This window comes from Streptomyces antnestii, assembly GCF_004005495.1.
Lineage (GTDB): Bacteria > Actinomycetota > Actinomycetes > Streptomycetales > Streptomycetaceae > Streptomyces > Streptomyces antnestii.
Window position 1 is genome coordinate 93393 of sequence record NZ_RZYA01000011.1, and the last position, 17164, is coordinate 110556.

Here is a 17164-nt window from a genome sequence, read left to right on the forward strand (position 1 = left end):
TCACATCGCCCGGGTGCGCCCTTCCCAGTACGGGTCGCGCAGGCGGCGCTTGTAGAGCTTGCCGTTGGGGTCGCGCGGCATGGTCTCGATGAAGTCGACGCTCTTGGGCCGCTTGTAGCCGGCGAGTTGCTTCTCGCAGTGGGCCAGGATCTCGGCGGCGAGTGCGTCCCCGGCCGTGTACCCCTCGGCGGGTTCCACGACCGCCTTGACCTCCTCGCCCCAGTCGTCGTGCGGGATCCCGAAGGCGGCGGCGTCGGCGACGGCCGGGTGGGTGAGGAGCGCGGACTCGATCTCGGCGGGGTAGATGTTCACGCCCCCGGAGATGATCATGTCGATCTTGCGGTCGCGCAGGAACAGGTACCCGTCCTCGTCGAGGATGCCGAGGTCTCCGACGGTGAAGAAGTCGCCGATGCGGTTCTTCTTCGTCTTGCTGTCGTCCTTGTGGTACGAGAAGCCGCCGGTGCTCATCTTCATGTAGACGGTGCCGAGTTCGCCGGGCGGCAGCCGGTTGCCGTCGTCGTCGAACACGGCGAGTTCACTGATCGGCCAGGCCCTGCCGACCGTGCCCGGCTTCTTCAGCCAGTCCTCGGCGGTGGCGAAGGCGCCGCCGCCCTCGCTGGCCGCGTAGTACTCCTCGACGCTGTGGCCCCACCAGTCGATCATCGCGCGTTTGACGTGGTCGGGGCACGGCGCTGCGCCGTGGATGGCGTGCCGCATCGACGACACGTCGTACGCGCCCCTGACACTGTCGGGCAGGGCGAGCAGACGGTGGAACTGGGTCGGCACCATGTGGGTGTGCGTGCACTTGAAGGTGTCGATGAGGCGCAGCATGTCCTCGGGGGTCCACTTGTCCATCAGGACGAGGGTGTGCCCGATGTGCAGGGACGCGCCCGCGAACTGGAGCACGGCGGTGTGGTAGAGCGGCGAGCAGACGAGGTGGACGTTGCCGTCGAACGGCTTGATGCCGAAGATGCCGAGGAAGCCGCCGAGGTACGTCTCCTCGGGGAGCTTGCCGGGCAGGGGGCGGCGGATGCCGCGGGGGCGGCCGGTGGTGCCCGAGGTGTAGTTCATGACCCAGCCGAGGGTGCGGTCGTCCGGCACCGACTCGGGCTGTCCGTCGAGGAGTTGGGCGTAGGGGCGGAAGCCTTCGACGGCTCCGACCGCGTAGCGGTGGGTGGCGGGCAGCTTCGCCTCGTCGGCGGCCGCGGTGGCCTGCTCGGCGAACCGCTCGTGCGCGATGAGCACCTTCGCGCCCGAGTCGGCGACGATCCAGGCGATCTCCGGGCCGACGAGGTGGTGGTTGACCGGGACGAGGTAGAGACCGGCCTGGGAGGCGGCGAGGTACGCGGTGAGGAACTCGACGCCGTTGGGCAGGACGACGGCGAACGCGTCGCCGCGGCGCAGGCCGGCCGCGCGTAGTCCGTGGACCAGTTGGTTGGCGGCGGCGTGGAGCCGGCCGGCGGTCCATTCCTCGCCGTCGGGCGCGACGAGCACGGTGCGACGGGGGTCGGCGGTGGCTTGCGCCCAGAAGCCGTTCGGGCCGGTCTGGTCGGGCATGGGGTGTCCCTTCTGGATTCATTGCCGGGTGCGGGTGAGTGGGGGCGGGTCGCGCAGTTCCCCGCGCCCCTCAAGGGCGCACTGCGTGCGCCTTCGTGACGGGCGCGGCCAAGCGCGCCCTTCCTGGTGCGCGGCGAAGCCGCGCATTCAGGGGCGCGGGGCTGTGTCAAATGCGGCTCCGCCGCGTGGGCGCGACCAGCCACGACGAAGCCGGCACCCGGCAGCCAACCCACACCCCCGCGGCGCACCCCGTCATCTCCCGGCGATCCGATTGACCCGGTCGATCGCCTTCTCGAATCCCCGCGTCAGCTCGTCGAAGACATCCCTCACGCTGCGTTCCTCGTTCATCCGCCCCACGATCTGCCCCACGGGCGTGCCGAGGAGCGGATCGACCTCGTACTTCTGAATGCGGGAGACCGCCTCCGCGACGAGCAGTCCCTGGAGCGGCATGGGCAGCGTGCCGGGGCCCGCCGGGTCGTCCCAGGCGTCCGTCCACTCCGTGCGCAGCTGCCGCGCCGGCTTCCCGGTCAGCGCGCGGGAGCGCACCGTGTCGCCGGATCCTGCCGCGAGGAGTTTGCGGGTGAGGGCGGGCGAGTGGAGGTCGGCCTCGGTGGTGGTGAGCCACAGGGAGCCGAGCCAGACGCCCTGGGCGCCGAGCGCGAGGGCCGCCGCGATCTGCTGTCCGCTGCCGATGCCGCCGGCCGCGAGGACGGGCAGCGGGGCGACGGCGTCGACCGCTTCGGGCGTGAGCACCATGGAGGCGATCTCGCCGGTGTGCCCGCCGGCCTCGTAGCCCTGCGCCACGACGATGTCGATGCCCGCGTCCGCGTGCTTGCGGGCGTGCCGGGCGCTGCCGGCGAGCGCGGCGACGAGTACGTCGTGGTCGTGGGCGCGCCGGATGACGTCGGCGGGCGGGGAGCCGAGCGCGTTGGCGAGGAGTTTGATCGGATAGTCGAAGGCGACATCGAGCTGGTTGCGGGCGACCTGTTCCATCCAGCCGGTGATGCGCCAGCCGGAGGCCTCGCCCTCGGCGAGTTCGGGCACGCCGTGTTTGGCGAGGGTGTCTTTGACGAACTGGCGATGTCCTTCAGGGATCATCGCCTCGACGTCGGCCTCGCTCACCCCCTCCACCTTCTTCGCGGGCATCACGACGTCGAGGCCGTAGGGCGCTCCGTCGACGTGTTGTTCCATCCAGTCGAGATCGCGGGCCAGATCGTCGGGCGCGGTGTAGCGGACCGCGCCGAGTACGCCGAGCCCCCCTGCCCTGCTGATGGCGGCGGCCACGGCCGGGAAGGGCGTGAAGCCGAAGATGGCGTGCTCGATCCCCAGTTTCTTGCTCAGCTCCGTCTGCATGGGCGCAGAATGCCGCACTCCTCCGCACGAGGGAAGAGCGTTTCTGATGCTGCGTCAGATTTCTGCGGCGCATTTCCGAGGCTTGACACGACTCGAACGTGACATGAAAGTTTCATGCGTTGAGCCAGATCCCGAAAGATTCTTTCAGAAGGGGTTCGTTCATGACCGACGGCGCGGCGGACAGACGGCACGACACGGGCGACGGCTTCACCCGTCGCCAACTCGGCGCGGGAGTACTGGCCTTGGGCGGGGCACTGGCCATCGCGCCGTTCCCGGCGGGGCCCGCGGCCGCCGCGGACGCGCAGCCGGACGGGCGCGGGCCCACCCTGCGCCGCGGGTCCGCCGAGCAGGCCGGGCTGATCGCCGGACATCTGCGCCAGCTCGTCGCCGACGCCGAGAAATACCTCGGCCCCTCCCCCAAGCACCCGTGGTACGCGGGCGCCGTGCTGCTCGCGGGCCGCGGCGGCACGGTCGCGCTCCACCAGCCGATCGGCAAGGCCGTGCGCTACGCCGCCTACGACGACAAGACCGACACCGGGGTGGAGTTCCCCGCCGACCAGCAGATCCCGGCCGCCGAGGACACGGTCTACGACCTGGCGTCCGTGTCGAAGCTGTTCACCTCGCTCCTCGCCGTACAGGAGATGGAGCGCGGCGCCCTGGAGCTGGAGGCCACGGTCGCCTCCTACCTCCCCGACTTCGCCGGCGCGGGCAAGCAGGACATCACGATCCGTCAGCTCCTCACGCACACCTCCGGATTCCGCGCCTGGATCCCCCTGTACAAGGAGACGACGCGCGAGGGCCAGCTCCGCCTCATCTGGAACGAGGCGCCGCTCAACCCGCCCGGCACCAAGTACCTCTACTCCGACCTCAACCTCATCTCCCTCCAGCTCGTCCTGGAGAAGCTCACCGGGCAGACCCTGGACGTGCTCCTGCGCGAGCGGATCACCGAGCCCCTCGGCATGCGCCGGACCCGCTACAACCCGCCCGCGTCCTGGAAGCCGAAGATCGCCGCCACGGAGGACGCGCGCCTGCCGTGGTCCGGCCTGAACCGTGGCCTCGTCTGGGGCGAGGTGCACGACGAGAACGCGTTCGGCCTCGGCGGTGTGGCGGGGCACGCCGGCGTCTTCTCCTGCGCGTGGGACCTCGCGGTCCTCGGCCGCACCCTCCTCAACGGCGGCTCGTACGGCACGGAACGCATCCTGTCCGAGGACTCGGTGCGGCTCCTCTTCACCGACTTCAACCAGGCGTTCCCCGGCGACGAGCACGGCCTCGGCTTCGAGCTCTACCAGCACTGGTACATGGGCGCGATGGCGACGCCCCGCACGGCCGGACACACCGGGTTCACCGGTACGTCCATCGTCCTCGACCCGACGACCGACTCGTTCCTCGTCGTGCTCGGCAACTCCGTGCACCCCGTGCGCTCCTGGCGATCCGGCTCCGCTCCCCGGGTCGCCGCGGCGAACAACCTCGCCCGCGCCGTCGCCGTACGCCCCGCGCACGGCCGCACCGCGTGGTTCTCCGGCATGGCGAGCGCCACGTCGGCCACGCTCACCCTGCCCGGCCTCGACATCACGTCGGACGCGGCACGCCTCGACTGCGACCTGTGGTGGGACACGGAGCCGCACTCCGACTTCCTGTACCTGGAGGCGTCGGCGGACGACGGAGCCGGCTGGCAGCCCCTGCCGTTCACGACCACCCGCAAGGGAGAAACCGCCGAGGAGCACCCCACGGGCACGGCCGACGGCTGGTCGGGCCGCGCCTGGCACCGCCTGACCGCCGGTCTCGGCGCCTTCAGGGACGGCCACGTCCGCCTGCGCTGGCGCTACGCGACGGACCAGCTGTACGTGGGGCGCGGGGTGTACGTCGACGGGATCCGCGTCAGCGACGGCCGCCGTACCGTGTTCGACGAGGACCGCCCGGCCGACGCGGCGGAGATCGCCGCCGTGGGGTGGGCACCCTCACGGGACTGAGCGAGCGCTGCACGGTGCCGGGCGGCTGCCGGGGCCGAGCCGGGCCATGGCGCGCAGGACGTGCTTCGGCGGCAGTTGCCAGCGCACCCGGGCGGGAACACAGCGCAGGACGGTGCCCGTGGTCCGCAGTCCGCGGGTCACGGCGGAGGGCGACGGTGCGGGCCTGCCGTACAACTCGTGGGCGTACGGCGGCAGGGAGGCGTACGCGAGGGTCGACACGCGCCGCCACAGGGTCGCGCGCGCCGGGGTCACGAGGGGGTGCACGGGCGGCCTGCGCAGGAAGTCGTCGACGTCCCTGGCCTCGGGCCCGGCGGCGAGCCGCGGCCTCATCCCCGCCAGATACGCGGCGAGTTGGGCCCGGTCACCGGGCACGTCGGCGGGGTCGAGCCCGACCAGGCGGGCGCTGGTGCGGTGTTCGGCGACGTACCGGTCGGCCTGTGCGTCCGTGAGCCGGAACCCGGAGCGGCGGGCGACGTGCAGATAGGAGTCGATCTCGGCGCAGTGCACCCACAGCAGCAGGTCCGGCTCGTCGACGCCGTACCGCTCCCCGGTGTCGGGGTCGGTGACCTTCAGCAGGCTGTGGATCTTCCGCACGCGGGCGCCGGCCCGCTCGGCGGCCTCGGTGGTGCCGTACGTCGTCGTGCCGACGAAGTTCGCGGTCCGCATCAGGCGGCCCCAGGCGTCCTTCCTGAAATCGGAGTTCTGCATGACGCCGCGCACGGCGCGCGGGAGGAGCGCCTGGTAATAGAGGGCCCGCACTCCGGCGACCCACATCATGGGGTCCGCGTGCACCTGCCAGGTCACCGACGCGGGCCCGAAGAGCCCCGGATCTCCTGGACGTCCCGGGTCTCCTGAGTGCCCTGCATGTCCTTGTGGCGCCGCACCCCGTGCCGTTCCGCCCACGCCGTGGCCTCCCGTCCTCCCCGTCAGTGTGCACCGGGGCGGACCTCTTGGCGACGGTACCGGCGTCGGCCCCCGAGCCCGGCCGCGAAGTCCTCGAACCACACCAGCATCTCGGGATGGGTGACGGCACCCTCGGCGCTCACGTCCGCGGCGCGAGCCCCCTGGATGATCCGCTTGACGGGAACCTCCAGCTTCTTCCCGGTCAGGGTGCGCGGCACGGCGGCTATCGCGTCGACGACATCGGGAACGTGCCGGGGCGAGAGCTCTCCCTTGATCGCTACGGCGATGCTCCCGCGGAGCGCGTCGTCGAGGACCGCGCCTTCGGCGAGGACGACGAAGAGCGCCATGACGTAGTCGCCGTCGGGCAGTTCGGCGCCGATGACCACGCTGTCCGCGATCTGGGGAAGCTGTTCGACGACGGCGTAGATGTCGGCGGATCCCATCCGTACACCCATGCGGTTGAGCGTCGAGTCCGATCGTCCCGCCACCACGACCGACAGGTCCGGGCCGACCGTGACCCAGTCGCCGTGCCGCCAGACCCCGGGGTAGACGTCGAAGTAGCTGGCCAGGTAGCGCCGGTTCCCGGGGTCGTCGACGAAGTGGAGAGGCATGGAGGGCAGGGGCGCCGTCACCACCAGCTCCCCCTGCTCACCCACGAGTGGCCGGCCGGCGGGATCCCACGCGGCGAGCGCGACACCGAGCGCGGGGCACTGGATGCGGCCGGTCCTGACCGGAAGAAGCGGAGAGCCGCCGGCCAGGACCGAGCAGATATCGGTGCCGCCGCAGATCGACTGCAGCCACACATCGGGGTGCAGCCGCTCGTAGACCCAGCGCCAGGTGCTTCCGGGGAGGGCGGAACCCGTCTGCAGGACGGACCGCAGGGCGCTCAGGTCGACGGCGGCCGCCGGATGGGCGTCCGCCTTCTCCGCGGCGACCAGGTAGGCCGCGCCGACGCCGACCATCGTCGCCCGGGTCCGCTCGGCGACCTTCCAGACGCCGTTGACGTCGGGGTGGGTGGGGCTGCCGTCGTACAGGACGAGGGTGGCTCCGTGCAGCAGGCCGCCGACCATGAAGTTCCAGACCATCCAGCTCGTGGAGGTGTGGAAGAAGTAACGGTCCTCGCTCCGGAGGTCGGCGCCCAGGCCGAGAGCCTTGAGCAGTTCGACGACGATGCCGCCGTGGCTCTGCACGATGCCCTTCGGTACGCCCGTCGTGCCCGACGACCACAAGACCCAGAGGGGGTGGCCTGCGGGAACGTCGGCGAAGCTCAACTCCGCCTGATGCGCCAGCAGTTCGGACCATGCATGCTGCACCGCGTCCGTGCGCCGCGACCACGGCGACGCGGTAGAGGAGGCGGAGAGGTGGCCGATGGCGACGAGGTGGCGGACCGTGGGAAGTCCGTCCATGATCTCGGCGACCTCGGGGCGGCGGTCGAACTCCTTGCCCGCGTAGAAGTAGCCGTCGGCGGCGAAGAGGACCGTCGGCCCCACCTGTTGCAGCCGGGCGAGCACACCGGTCGTGCCGAAGTCCGGCGAGCACACCGTCCACACGGCTCCGACGGCGGCGCTCGCCAGCAAGGCGATCACGGCGTGTGCCGTGTTCGGCAGGTAGCCGGCGACGCGGTCACCGGGGCCCACGCCCATCGCCCGAAGTGCGGCGGCGACTGCGGCGACCTCGTCCCGGAGCTGCCGCCAGGACGTCTCCGTGGGGCCGCCGGCCTCGGTGACGGAGATCAGGGCCGGGCGGTCGTCGTCGCCGGTGGGGGCGAGACAGCGCTCGGCGAAGTTCAGCCGCGCTCCCGGGAACCAGGAAGCCCCAGGCATCGACGCGTCGGCCAGGACGTCGTCGTAACCACTGACGGCGTCGAGGCCGTAGAACTCCCACACCGCCGACCAGAACGCGGGCAGGTCGGTGGTGCTCCACCGCCACAGTTCCGTGTAGTCACCGTCGCGGAAGGACAGACCTCGGGTCGTGCTCAGCCGGCGCATGAAGGCGGCGACGTTCGAGCCTTCGGCCGTGGAGCGGCTCGGCGACCAGAGGAGGTCAGGGACGGGGTTGGTGCTGGTACTGGTGCCCAGGTCTGTATTTTCGGTCTCGGTCTCGGTCTCGGGGTTCACAACGCCTCCGGGGCGGGGTCGAGTTCGCGTATGAACTCCTCGGCTCGCGGCCATGCGCCGTAGCCGGACGCGGGGTTGAGGTGGCCGACCGGGCCCAGGTTCACCAGGCGGCTGCCCCAGGCGCGGGCGAGGCCCGCGACGCGGTCGAACGTGGCGAGGGGGTCGTTCGTGCTCGCGGCGACGATGCTGCGGAAGGGCAGGGGGCTGCGCGGGATCGGCGTCCAGCCGTTCTCGCGCAGGGCCTGAGCCGTGGGGTAGCCCGCCGGCAGCGGGGTGTCGAAGTCGGGGGGCGCGGCCAGCAGCGCGCCCGTCACCGGACGCCGGTGGCGCTGCGCCCAGTGCACCGTGGTCATCACGCCGGCGCTGTGGGCGACGAGGACGACCGGTCCCGGGATGTCCGCCAGGACCGATTCCAGGGCCGCCACCTGCGCGTCACGGCTCAGGCGGTCGCCCGTCAGGGGTGGGACGGAGCGGGCGCCGACGGTCTCGGCGGCGAGCACGGTCTGCCAGTGCTCCTCCACATGGTCGCGCAGCCCGGGGACGATCACGACGGTCGGCGAAGCGGTACGGCTCATGGTTGCGGCTCCAGGTCTCTGACGTGCGCCTCGGGAAGCAGGTCGAGGCGACGCAGGTCCTTCTCGTAGAAGAACCTGCCGAGGGCGAACGCGGCGGCGCCCACGACCGCGACGAGCGGAACGACCTGGAGTGCGCGGAGCAGGCCCATGTGGTCCGCGAGCACTCCGGTCACGGCGGGGCCGGGGGCGAGTCCGAGCAGGCTGTTGGCCAGGGTGAGGGTGGCCATGGCGGTCGCCGAGATGGCGGTCGGGGTCAGGCGCGCCACCATGGCGGCCGCCGGGCCGGCCGTGGCGCAGGACAGCAGGGTGCCGGCGCCGATCAGGACGAGCTGGGGCGCGCCGGTCGGCGAGCGGAAACCGGCCGTCAGGAGGACGAGCGAACCGAGGCTGCAGCAGACGGCCACCGTCCAGGTGCGGGCCCGGACCGTCCGGCAGAGGCGGTCGGAGACGAGCCCGCCGGCGATCATGCCGATGCCGGTGATCAGCGCGAACACCCCGGCCACCACGCCCGCCTTCGCGGTGGGCATGGCGTAGTAGCGGTTGAGGAAGCTGGGCATCCAGGCGAGGAGGGCCATCGCGATGAACATCTGCAGTCCGCTGCCGACGTAGGCGCAGATGACGGAGACGGACGAGACGAGCCGGGGCAGCAGGGTCCGCAGGGGTGCGCCCCGGCCGGTTGTTCCGCTCAGGTCTCCGGTCGCCGGGCCCAGCTTCTTCTCCGTGACGACGACGGCGTAGACCGCGGCGAGCACGAGTCCGAAGAGGCCCATCACGCCGAACGTCCAGCGCCAGCCGAGGTGTTGGGCGACGACACCGCCGACCGACACGCCCAGCACCGATCCGAACGAGCCACCCGCCATGAACGCGCCGGAGAGGGTGGCCCGCAGGCGGACGGGGAAGACGCTGAGGACGACGGCGATACCGACGCTCCCGTAGGCCGCCTCCCCTACGCCGACCATGAAGCGGGCCAGGAACATCTCGCCGTAGCTCGCCGAGACCGCGCAGCCCACGGTCGCCAGGCTCCACACCACCGCGGCGATCACCAGGCATCTGACCCTCCCCCAGCGGTCCGCGAGGAGCGAGAGCGGGAAGGTGAGCACCCCGACCATCAGTGCCACGATGCCGCTGAGGGATCCCAACTGGGCGTCCGACAGCAGCCATTCGGCCTTCAGGAGCGGAAAGACCGCGTTGAGGACCTGACGCGACATGTAGTCGGACAGCAGGAGCCCGAAACTCAGGACGAACACGAGCCAGGCATACGTGCGAGATATCGCTGGTACGGCGGGAGACGTCCCCGGTATCCCCGGTACAGCCGTACCGGCAGTGTGAAGTCCCATCGGCGTCACCTTTCTCGTCGGGGGTGGGGACTCAGAAGGTTCTGTCGCCGACGATTCCGGCGCGCTCCATCTTGCGGACGGCGGGCCAGTAGTCCTGGACGGCGTAGTGCTGGGTGGAGCGGTTGTCCCAGATGGCGAAGCTGTTCGGCTGCCAGCGCCAGCGCACCTGGTACTCGGGGACGGCAGCCTGGCTGGTCAGGTAGGTCAGGAGGTTGGCGGCGCCCGGCGCGTTGTCCTGCCCGAAGCGCACGTTCTCGGGGGTGTGGAAGTTCACGAAGTGGGTGGTGAAGGAGTTGACGAAGAGGATCTGCTCGCCGGTCTCCGGGTGGGTGCGCACCACGGGGTGCTCCGCGTCCGGGTACTGCTCCTTGAGGCGGTGCCGCCGCTCCTGCGTCATGACGGCGCCGAAGCTCGCCTCGATGCTGTGCCGGGCGCGCAGCCCCGCGATCTGCGTCTTGATGTGCTCGGGCAGCCTGCGGTACGCCTCGGCCATGTCGACCCAGATCGTGTCGCCGCCCACCGCGGGCGTCTCGACGCAGCGCAGCACGGCGCCCATGGGCGGGCTCTCGCGCCAGGTGCCGTCGCAGTGCAGCGCGTTCTCGTAGTGCTCGGGCTTGCTGTCGAGGTCCTTGTAGATGCGGACGAGGCCCGGGTGGTCGGGGTCGCTGCCGACCACCGGGTGGTCCTCCAGGGTGCCGAAGCGCGACGCGAAGGCGACATGTTCGGCGCGGGTGATGTCCTGGTCGCGCAGGAAAAGGACCTTGTACCGCAGCAGCAGCTGTTTGATCTCCGCGAAGAGGTCGGCGTCGCGGGCGGCGTCGCCGAGGTTCACTCCGGCCAGTTCCGCGCCGATGGTACAGGTCAGCGGCTCGACCGTGATCGAGGTACGGAGGATGTCCGGGCGCACCAGGGCGGGCGCGCCCTTCCTCGGGTGAACGGTCTGGGGGGTCATGGTGCTCACTCCTTCACAGTCGGTGTGCTCAGTCGTGTGCTCAGTCGGTGTGCTCACAGGACGAAGACGGAGGAGCCCGTGGTCCGTCCCGCTTCGAGGTCGCGGTGTGCCTGGACCGCGTCCTGGAGTGCGTAGCGCTGGTTGATCTCGATCTTGATGCGTCCGGCGGCGACGTGGCCGAAGAGCTCACCGGCCAGGGCGTCTCGCTCGGCGGGGTCGGCGATGTAGTCGGCCAGGGCGGGCCGGGTCGCGAACAGCGAGCCGTGCAGGGCCAGTTGCATGGCGTCGAGCGGCGGAACTCCGGAGGACGTGCCGAAGCACACCAGCAGACCGCGACGCCGCAGTGAGGCCATGGAGCCGGCGACGGTGTCCTTGCCGATGCTGTCGAAGACCACCGGCACGCCCTTGCCGTCGGTCAGTTCGCGCACCCGCTCGGCCACGTCCTCGCGCCGGTAGTACACGATGTGGTCGCAGCCGTGGGCGCGGGCGATCTCGCCCTTCTCCTCGCTGGAGACCGTGCCGATCACGGTGAGGCCGAGCAGCTTGGCCCACTGCGAGAAGATCAGGCCGACGCCGCCGGCGGCCGCGTGGAGAAGGACGGTGTCGCCGGACCGCAGCGGGTGGATCCGGCGCAGCAGATAGGCCGAGGTGAGGCCGCGCATCGTCATCGCCGCCGCCGTCTCGCAGCTGATCTCCTCCGGCAGCCTGATCAGCGAGTCCGCGGGCATGACGCGCTCGGTGCTGTAGGCGCCCAGCGGGCTGCCGGTGTAGGTGACCCGATCGCCCGCTGCGACGTGGGTGACACCGTCCCCGACGGCCTCGACGACTCCCGCGGCCTCCACGCCGAGCCCGGCGGGCAGCGGGGCCGGGTACAGGCCGGTGCGGAAGTAGGTGTCGGCGAAGTTGAGTCCGACGGCGACGTGCCGGATACGTACCTCGCCCGGGCCGGGGTGGCCGACGGTGACCTCTTCGTACCGCATGACGTCGGCGCCACCGGTGTCGTGGAAACGAATGGCGTGTGCCATGACGTGCTCCGTTGCTCGCTGCTCGTTGCTGGTTACTGGTTACTGGTTACTGGTTACTGGGTTACTGGTTACTGATCGCTGGTCACTGGTTGCTCGTGGCGTCGTCGCGCAGCATGAAGCCGCGGTGGCCGGGGCGGCGGTTGGGCACCATGCCGAGCCGGTTCAGGGTGTCGTCGGCGTTCGCGTACCACTCGCCGATCCGGTAGATCTTCCTGGCCTCCTGGCCCGTGGCGATCTCTCGGCCGACCGCGTCGGCGATCCGGACCATCTGCTCGACCTGCTCGACGGAGGACATCCGCTCGCCCTTGCGGCGCCACAGGTTGTCCTCGTTGCCGACGCGCACGTGGGCGCCCAGCGCGATGCCGATCGCGTTCATCGGCGCGACGGCGCGCATGGAGGCCTCGATGGTGAGGACGGCGCCGTCCGGGACGCGGCGGACGAACTCGATCAGGTCGGCGGGGTGACGGCCGGCGAAACCGCCCCCGATCGCCACGTAGTTGAGCACGAGCGGGCCGCTGTAGACGCCCTTGCGGATCAGTCGCTCCACGGTCTCCAGCTGTGCCATGTTGGCGAGTTGGAAGTGCGGCTGGATGTCCTTGGCGCGGAGGCGTTCGAGGTGCTCAAGGTAGAAGTCGGGCCCGGCCTCGACCACCATGTCCCGATAGGCCTTGTAGAACGCCGGCTTGGCCATCGACGTGCCCTCGATGTCCTCGTCGTCGAAGATCTCGACGATGTTCATCTGGTTGGTGTTGATGGCGATCGTGACCTGGTCCGGCCCGGGGGTGATGTCGGCCAGCATGTGGCGGGTGTCGTAGCTGAGCCACTTGGCGTCGCCGCCCTCGTCCTCGGGGGCGAAGGAGATCGAACCGCCGATCTGCAGAACCATGTCCGGCACCGCCTCGCGCAGCCGGGCCATCAGTTCGTTGAACATGGACATGCGCTTGGAGCCGTGGCCGTCCAGTTCTCGCACGTGGATGTGGAGCACGGTGGCGCCGGCCTCGTAGCAGTCGACCGCGGCCTGCACGTGCTCGTCCATGGTGAGCGGCAGGTCGTCGGCGTCGCCGGGCAGCCACTCGGGCCCGTAGGGCGCGGCCTGGATGACCAGCTTCTCCTGGTTCTCCGGGTACAGGGAGTCGTCGAGGAAGTGCATGGTCCATCTCCTTTGATGAGGGCATGACAGGGACCGCAGGGACCCCGCGAATGGGGAACGGGTCCGAACGAATCTTGGAGTGGAGGGAGAGGCGGCCTCAGGCAGGCAGGGTCCCTGCTGTCCTCGTGCGGCCGGCGGTCTCCCTTGCGGTAAGGCAACGTTAACGGCCTGTTACGCCGGGCGCTTAGCCCCAGGTGACATCAGACTTACCACTTGGGGACACCCGCGCTCACGCCCGTGGCGCGGCCTTGCGGGTGCGCCACTGCCGGGGGCTGCAGCCGAAGTGCTCGCTGAACCAGCGCGAGAAGGCGCTCGGCGCGGAGAAGCCCAGCAGACCGGAGATCTCCGTCAGCGAGCGGCGCGGGTTCGCCACGAGCTGCTCGGCGAGCTGGGCGCGCGTCGCGTTGAGGAGGGAGGAGAACGTCTCGCCGGCGGCGGCCAGTTGGCGGTGGACGGTCCGCCGGTCCACGCCGAGGCTGGAGGCGACCTGCTCGATGGAACACCGGCCGGTCGGGAGCAGTACTTCGATCAACTCGCGCACACGGTCCGCCACCGTCGTGTCACGCGACACCGCGAGCGACTCGAAATACTGCCGGGCGTACGTCCGCAGCTGCGGGTCGGACATCGGGTTGGGCGCGTTGAGATCACTCGCGTAGAAGACGATCCCGTTGAAGTCCCGGTCGAATTCCACCATGGTGCCGAAGACCCGGCGGTGGGTTCCGGTGTCCGCGGGGGCGGAGTGGGTGAAACACACGGACACGGGCTGCCACCGGGCGCCCAGGAAACTGCGAAGGACCTGGTGGAAGGCGCCCACGGCCAGTTCGACGGCCTGGCGGGTCGCGACGGCCTCACCGGGCTCGAGGCTCACCTTGAGGGTGGCCAGGCCGCTCGCCTCGGAGAGCCGGCTGTGCAGCATCTCGTTGTACATGGACTCGTGGCGGACCAGCAGTTCCAGGGCGCTGCGGGTGTCGGGCTCCTCGCGGATGACGAGGCTGATGGGGCCGAGGTTGGAGAAGCGGCGGCGCTCGGCGAGGAGAAGGCCGAAGTCCTCGTGCGCTGCGGCGGCCGCCGAGAGTTCGAGCAGCTCGGTCACGGCGACGCCGGAGATCCATCTGTCCTGGACGGCGAGACCGACGGGATCCAGGCCCACGCGTTTCATCAGGGCCCGCGGGTCGATGCCGAGTGACTGGCTGAGCTCGACGTAGCTGCTCAGCGCCGCGTTACGGACAAGGGGCTTCATGGGCGCACTCCCACCTGCTCTGTCCCCAAGTGATAAGTCACACGTCACATCACGTCAAGCGATGCCCCATGGTGTGACCTAACGTAGCCCCGGAAAGCGGCATGAAGACGACGACGAACACCGGCAACAGCACTCTCCGCCACCCGTGACTCCACCAGCTCAGACCAAAGGGGAAAAGCGCATGGACAACCTCGTCGACCGGCTGGCGGAGCGCGCCCGGTCCGATGGCGACCGGATCGCCGTCCGCGAGGACGAAGTCGCCCTGACCTACGCGGAGTTGAACGACGAGAGCGCCCGGGTGGCCGCCCTGCTGCGGGACGAGGGCGTACGGGCGGGCGACCGCGTGGCGCTGGTCATGCCCAATGTCACCCGCTTCCCCGTCGCGTACTACGGCATCCTCCGGGCAGGCGCCGTGGTCGTTCCGATGAATCCGCTGCTGAAGGCGCGCGAGATCGCCTTCACCCTCCGGGACTCCGGCTCACGGATCGTGCTGGCGTTCCCGCAGTGCGCGGACGAGGCCGTCAAGGCCGCGGCGGAGGTGGGCATCGCCTGCCTCGTCACGGATTCGACGGCCTTCGACGCCCGGGTGCGGGCCACCGAGCCGATGCCGGGGTCCGTCCCGCGGGCGCAGGACGACACGGCCGTGATCCTTTACACCTCGGGCACGACGGGCACCCCCAAGGGCGCCGAGCTGACCCATCGCAACCTCCTCACCAACGCGGCCACCGCCGCCGAGACGCTCCTCCAAGTCGGGCCGGACGACGTCCTGTTCGGGGGCCTGCCCCTGTTCCACGCCTTCGGCCAGACCTGCGCCCTCAACACGGCCGTCACCGCCGGCGCCACCCTCACACTGCTGCCCCGCTTCGACCCGGCCAGGGCGCTGGAGATCATGCACCGCGACGGGGTGACCGTCTTCCTCGGCGTCCCCACGATGTTCACGGCCCTGCTCACCACCGGCGCCCCCGACGATCACGACCTCTCGCGGCTGCGGCTGGCCGTCTCCGGCGGCGCCTCACTGCCGGTCGAGGTGCTGCACTCTTTCGAGCGGAAGTTCGGCATCACCGTCCTTGAGGGGTACGGCCTCTCGGAGACCTCACCGGTCGCCGCGTTCAACCCCCCGGACCGGCCGCGCAAGCCCGGCTCCATCGGCCTCCCCGTGCGCGGGGTGGAACTCAGACTGGTCGCGGACGACGGCACCACGGTGGGCCCGGGCGAGATCGGCGAGATCGCGATCCGCGGCGACAACGTCATGAAGGGCTACTGGAACCGCCCGGACGCGACCGGGGAAGCCGTCCGGGACGGGTGGTTCCACAGCGGCGATCTCGCCCGGGTCGACGACGACGGCTACTACTTCATCGTCGACCGCAAGAAGGACCTCATCATCCGCGGCGGATACAACGTCTATCCGCGCGAGATCGAGGAAGTCCTGTACGAGCACCCGGCCGTGGCCGAAGCCGCCGTCGTCGGCGTGCCGCACGAGGTCCACGGCGAGGAGGTGGCCGCCGTGGTGACACTCAGGCCGGGCGCGCACACCAAGCCCGACGAGGTACGCGACTTCGTCCGCGAGCGCGTGGCCGCGTACAAGTACCCGCGGATCGTCACCATCGCCGACGCGCTCCCCAAGGGGGCGACCGGCAAGATCCTCAAGCGCGAGATCGTCGTCGGCTAGCCCCTGCCCCGGCACCCTTCCGGCCCGATCGCGGTCGACCGCTGTCGATCGCGGTCGACCGCGGGCCGGTCAGAAGCCGGGCGCGAACCGGTCAGCGGCGGACGCGGGGCATTCCCAGGCCGATCCAGGAGATGATCTCGCGCTGGATCTCGTTGTTTCCGCCGCCGAAGGTGAAGATCACGGCCGATCGGTAGCCGCGTTCGAGTTCGCCGTGCAGGACGGCGCCGGCCGATCCCTCCTTGAGTGCCCCGGCCGCGGCGACGACCTCCATCAGCCACGCGTACGCCTCGCGGCGCGCCTCGGAGCCGTACACCTTCACGGCGGAGGCGTCCTGTGGGGTGAGGCTGCCGTTCTGGACGGCGTTCACCATCTGCCAGTTGAGGAGCTTCATCGCGTCGAGCTTGGTGTGGGTCTGGGCCAGGCGCTTCCTCACCCAGCCGAGGTCGATGACGCGGCGTCCGTCGGCCAGCTTGGTGTCCATGGCCCAGCGCTGCACGTCGCGCAGGGCGCGGATCGCCATGGTGCCGTGGGCGGCGAGGGTGACCCGCTCGTGGTTGAGCTGGTTGGTGATCAGCCGCCAGCCCTTGTTCTCCTCGCCGACGCGGCGGCTCACGGGGACGCGGATGTTCTCGTAGTAGCTCGCGGTGGTGTCGTGCGAGGCGAGCGTGTTGATGACCGTGCAGGAGTAGCCGGGGTCGGACGTCGGCACGAGCAGCATCGTGATGCCCTTGTGCGGCGGGGCGTCCGGGTCCGTGCGCACCGCCAGCCACACCCAGTCGGCCGTGTCGCCGTTGGTCGTCCAGATCTTCTGCCCGTTCACCGTGTAGTGGCCGGTGACCTCGTCGCCCTCCCGCACCGCGCGCGTCTTGAGCGCGGCGAGGTCGGTGCCCGCGTCCGGCTCGCTGTAACCGATGGCGAAGTCCAGCTCCCCGGAGAGGATCTTCGGCAGGAAGTACGCCTTCTGCTCGTCCGTGCCGAACTGCATGATCGTGGGGCCGACCGTGTTGAGCGCCATGAGCGGCAGCGGTACGCCCGCCTGCGCGGCCTCGTCGAAGAAGATGAACTGTTCCATGGGCGTGAGGCCGCGCCCGCCGTACTCCTTCGGCCACCCCACGCCGAGCCATCCGTCGGCGCCCAGCCGGCGCACCGTCTCGCGGTAGAACCGCTTCTGCGCGGCCGGGTCCTCGTAGCGGGCGTACGCGTTGTCCGGCACCAGCTCCGCGAAGTAGGCGCGCAGCTCCGTGCGCAACTGCTGTTGTTCGGGCGTGTATTCGAGGTGCACGGCCCCTCCTGGCGGTCGCTGGTACACCGGGTCC

13 protein-coding genes are annotated in these 17164 nt (G+C 70.5%); 2 read left to right on the top strand and 11 right to left on the bottom strand.

Translation table 11 applies throughout. From position 1 onward, the window contains the following. Entirely contained in the window at positions 1-1557 is a 1557-nt protein-coding gene (locus EOT10_RS22860; RefSeq protein ID WP_127830158.1) for an acyl-CoA synthetase, read from the bottom strand. A 252-nt stretch (positions 1558-1809) separates the two neighbouring features. Next, a complete protein-coding gene (locus tag EOT10_RS22865; protein ID WP_127830159.1) occupies positions 1810-2910 on the bottom strand; it encodes an NAD(P)H-dependent flavin oxidoreductase in 1101 nt (366 codons plus the stop codon). A gap of 161 nt (positions 2911-3071) precedes the next feature. Here EOT10_RS22865 and EOT10_RS22870 point away from each other — a divergent pair, with 161 nt between their 5' ends. Continuing rightward, the gene (locus tag EOT10_RS22870; RefSeq protein WP_127830160.1) at positions 3072-4880 is read left to right on the top strand and encodes a serine hydrolase domain-containing protein; all 1809 of its coding nucleotides are present in this window, start codon (positions 3072-3074) and stop codon (positions 4878-4880) included. On the opposite strand, the gene EOT10_RS22875 is transcribed toward EOT10_RS22870, so the two are convergent. The 8 genes from EOT10_RS22875 to EOT10_RS22910 form a co-directional block, all read right to left on the bottom strand. Then, complete coding sequence (locus EOT10_RS22875; RefSeq protein WP_223281146.1) at positions 4869-5684, bottom strand: oxygenase MpaB family protein; 816 nt, start codon at positions 5682-5684, stop codon at positions 4869-4871. The genes EOT10_RS22870 and EOT10_RS22875 overlap by 12 nt on opposite strands. A 122-nt stretch (positions 5685-5806) precedes the next feature. Next, complete coding sequence (locus EOT10_RS22880) at positions 5807-7771, bottom strand: acetoacetate--CoA ligase (RefSeq protein ID WP_431313318.1); 1965 nt, start codon at positions 7769-7771, stop codon at positions 5807-5809. Between the two features lie 125 nt (positions 7772-7896). After that, complete coding sequence (locus EOT10_RS22885) at positions 7897-8475, bottom strand: RBBP9/YdeN family alpha/beta hydrolase (RefSeq protein WP_127830163.1); 579 nt, start codon at positions 8473-8475, stop codon at positions 7897-7899. Then, positions 8472-9722: an MFS transporter gene (locus EOT10_RS22890; RefSeq protein WP_223281148.1), complete on the bottom strand. Its 1251-nt coding sequence runs from the start codon at positions 9720-9722 to the stop codon at positions 8472-8474. The genes EOT10_RS22885 and EOT10_RS22890 overlap by 4 nt, the downstream gene beginning before the upstream one ends. Before the next feature lie 121 nt (positions 9723-9843). Beyond that, positions 9844-10764: a TauD/TfdA dioxygenase family protein gene (locus EOT10_RS22895; protein WP_127830165.1), complete on the bottom strand. Its 921-nt coding sequence runs from the start codon at positions 10762-10764 to the stop codon at positions 9844-9846. 53 nt (positions 10765-10817) lie between these two features. Next, a complete protein-coding gene (locus tag EOT10_RS22900; RefSeq protein ID WP_127830166.1) occupies positions 10818-11789 on the bottom strand; it encodes a quinone oxidoreductase family protein in 972 nt (323 codons plus the stop codon). An 82-nt stretch (positions 11790-11871) separates the two neighbouring features. Next, on the bottom strand, positions 11872-12939 hold the full coding sequence (locus EOT10_RS22905) for a beta-keto acid cleavage family enzyme (RefSeq protein WP_127830167.1): 1068 nt from the start codon (positions 12937-12939) through the stop codon (positions 11872-11874). A 229-nt stretch (positions 12940-13168) separates the two neighbouring features. Beyond that, positions 13169-14179 (bottom strand): AraC family transcriptional regulator, encoded by a 1011-nt coding sequence (locus tag EOT10_RS22910; RefSeq protein WP_127830168.1) that lies wholly within the window; start codon positions 14177-14179, stop codon positions 13169-13171. Between the two features lie 181 nt (positions 14180-14360). Between EOT10_RS22910 and EOT10_RS22915 the strand changes: the two genes are divergently transcribed. Continuing rightward, positions 14361-15848, top strand: a complete 1488-nt coding sequence (locus tag EOT10_RS22915) for a long-chain-fatty-acid--CoA ligase (RefSeq protein ID WP_127830169.1) — start codon at positions 14361-14363, stop codon at positions 15846-15848. A 91-nt stretch (positions 15849-15939) separates the two neighbouring features. On the opposite strand, the gene EOT10_RS22920 is transcribed toward EOT10_RS22915, so the two are convergent. After that, positions 15940-17130: an acyl-CoA dehydrogenase family protein gene (locus tag EOT10_RS22920; protein ID WP_127830170.1), complete on the bottom strand. Its 1191-nt coding sequence runs from the start codon at positions 17128-17130 to the stop codon at positions 15940-15942. Between the last annotated feature and the right edge of the window lie 34 nt (positions 17131-17164).

Bases quoted from the DNA above. Each gene is read 5' to 3' on its own strand.
- EOT10_RS22860 (WP_127830158.1), bottom strand. From the start codon at position 1,557: ATGCCCGACCAGACCGGCCCGAACGGCTTCTGGGCGCAAGCCACCGCC.
- EOT10_RS22865 (WP_127830159.1), bottom strand. From the start codon at position 2,910: ATGCAGACGGAGCTGAGCAAGAAACTGGGGATCGAGCACGCCATCTTC.
- EOT10_RS22870 (WP_127830160.1), top strand. From the start codon at position 3,072: ATGACCGACGGCGCGGCGGACAGACGGCACGACACGGGCGACGGCTTC.
- EOT10_RS22880 (WP_431313318.1), bottom strand. From the start codon at position 7,771: ATGCGCCGGCTGAGCACGACCCGAGGTCTGTCCTTCCGCGACGGTGAC.
- EOT10_RS22885 (WP_127830163.1), bottom strand. From the start codon at position 8,475: ATGAGCCGTACCGCTTCGCCGACCGTCGTGATCGTCCCCGGGCTGCGC.
- EOT10_RS22895 (WP_127830165.1), bottom strand. From the start codon at position 10,764: ATGACCCCCCAGACCGTTCACCCGAGGAAGGGCGCGCCCGCCCTGGTG.
- EOT10_RS22900 (WP_127830166.1), bottom strand. From the start codon at position 11,789: ATGGCACACGCCATTCGTTTCCACGACACCGGTGGCGCCGACGTCATG.
- EOT10_RS22905 (WP_127830167.1), bottom strand. From the start codon at position 12,939: ATGCACTTCCTCGACGACTCCCTGTACCCGGAGAACCAGGAGAAGCTG.
- EOT10_RS22910 (WP_127830168.1), bottom strand. From the start codon at position 14,179: ATGAAGCCCCTTGTCCGTAACGCGGCGCTGAGCAGCTACGTCGAGCTC.
- EOT10_RS22915 (WP_127830169.1), top strand. From the start codon at position 14,361: ATGGACAACCTCGTCGACCGGCTGGCGGAGCGCGCCCGGTCCGATGGC.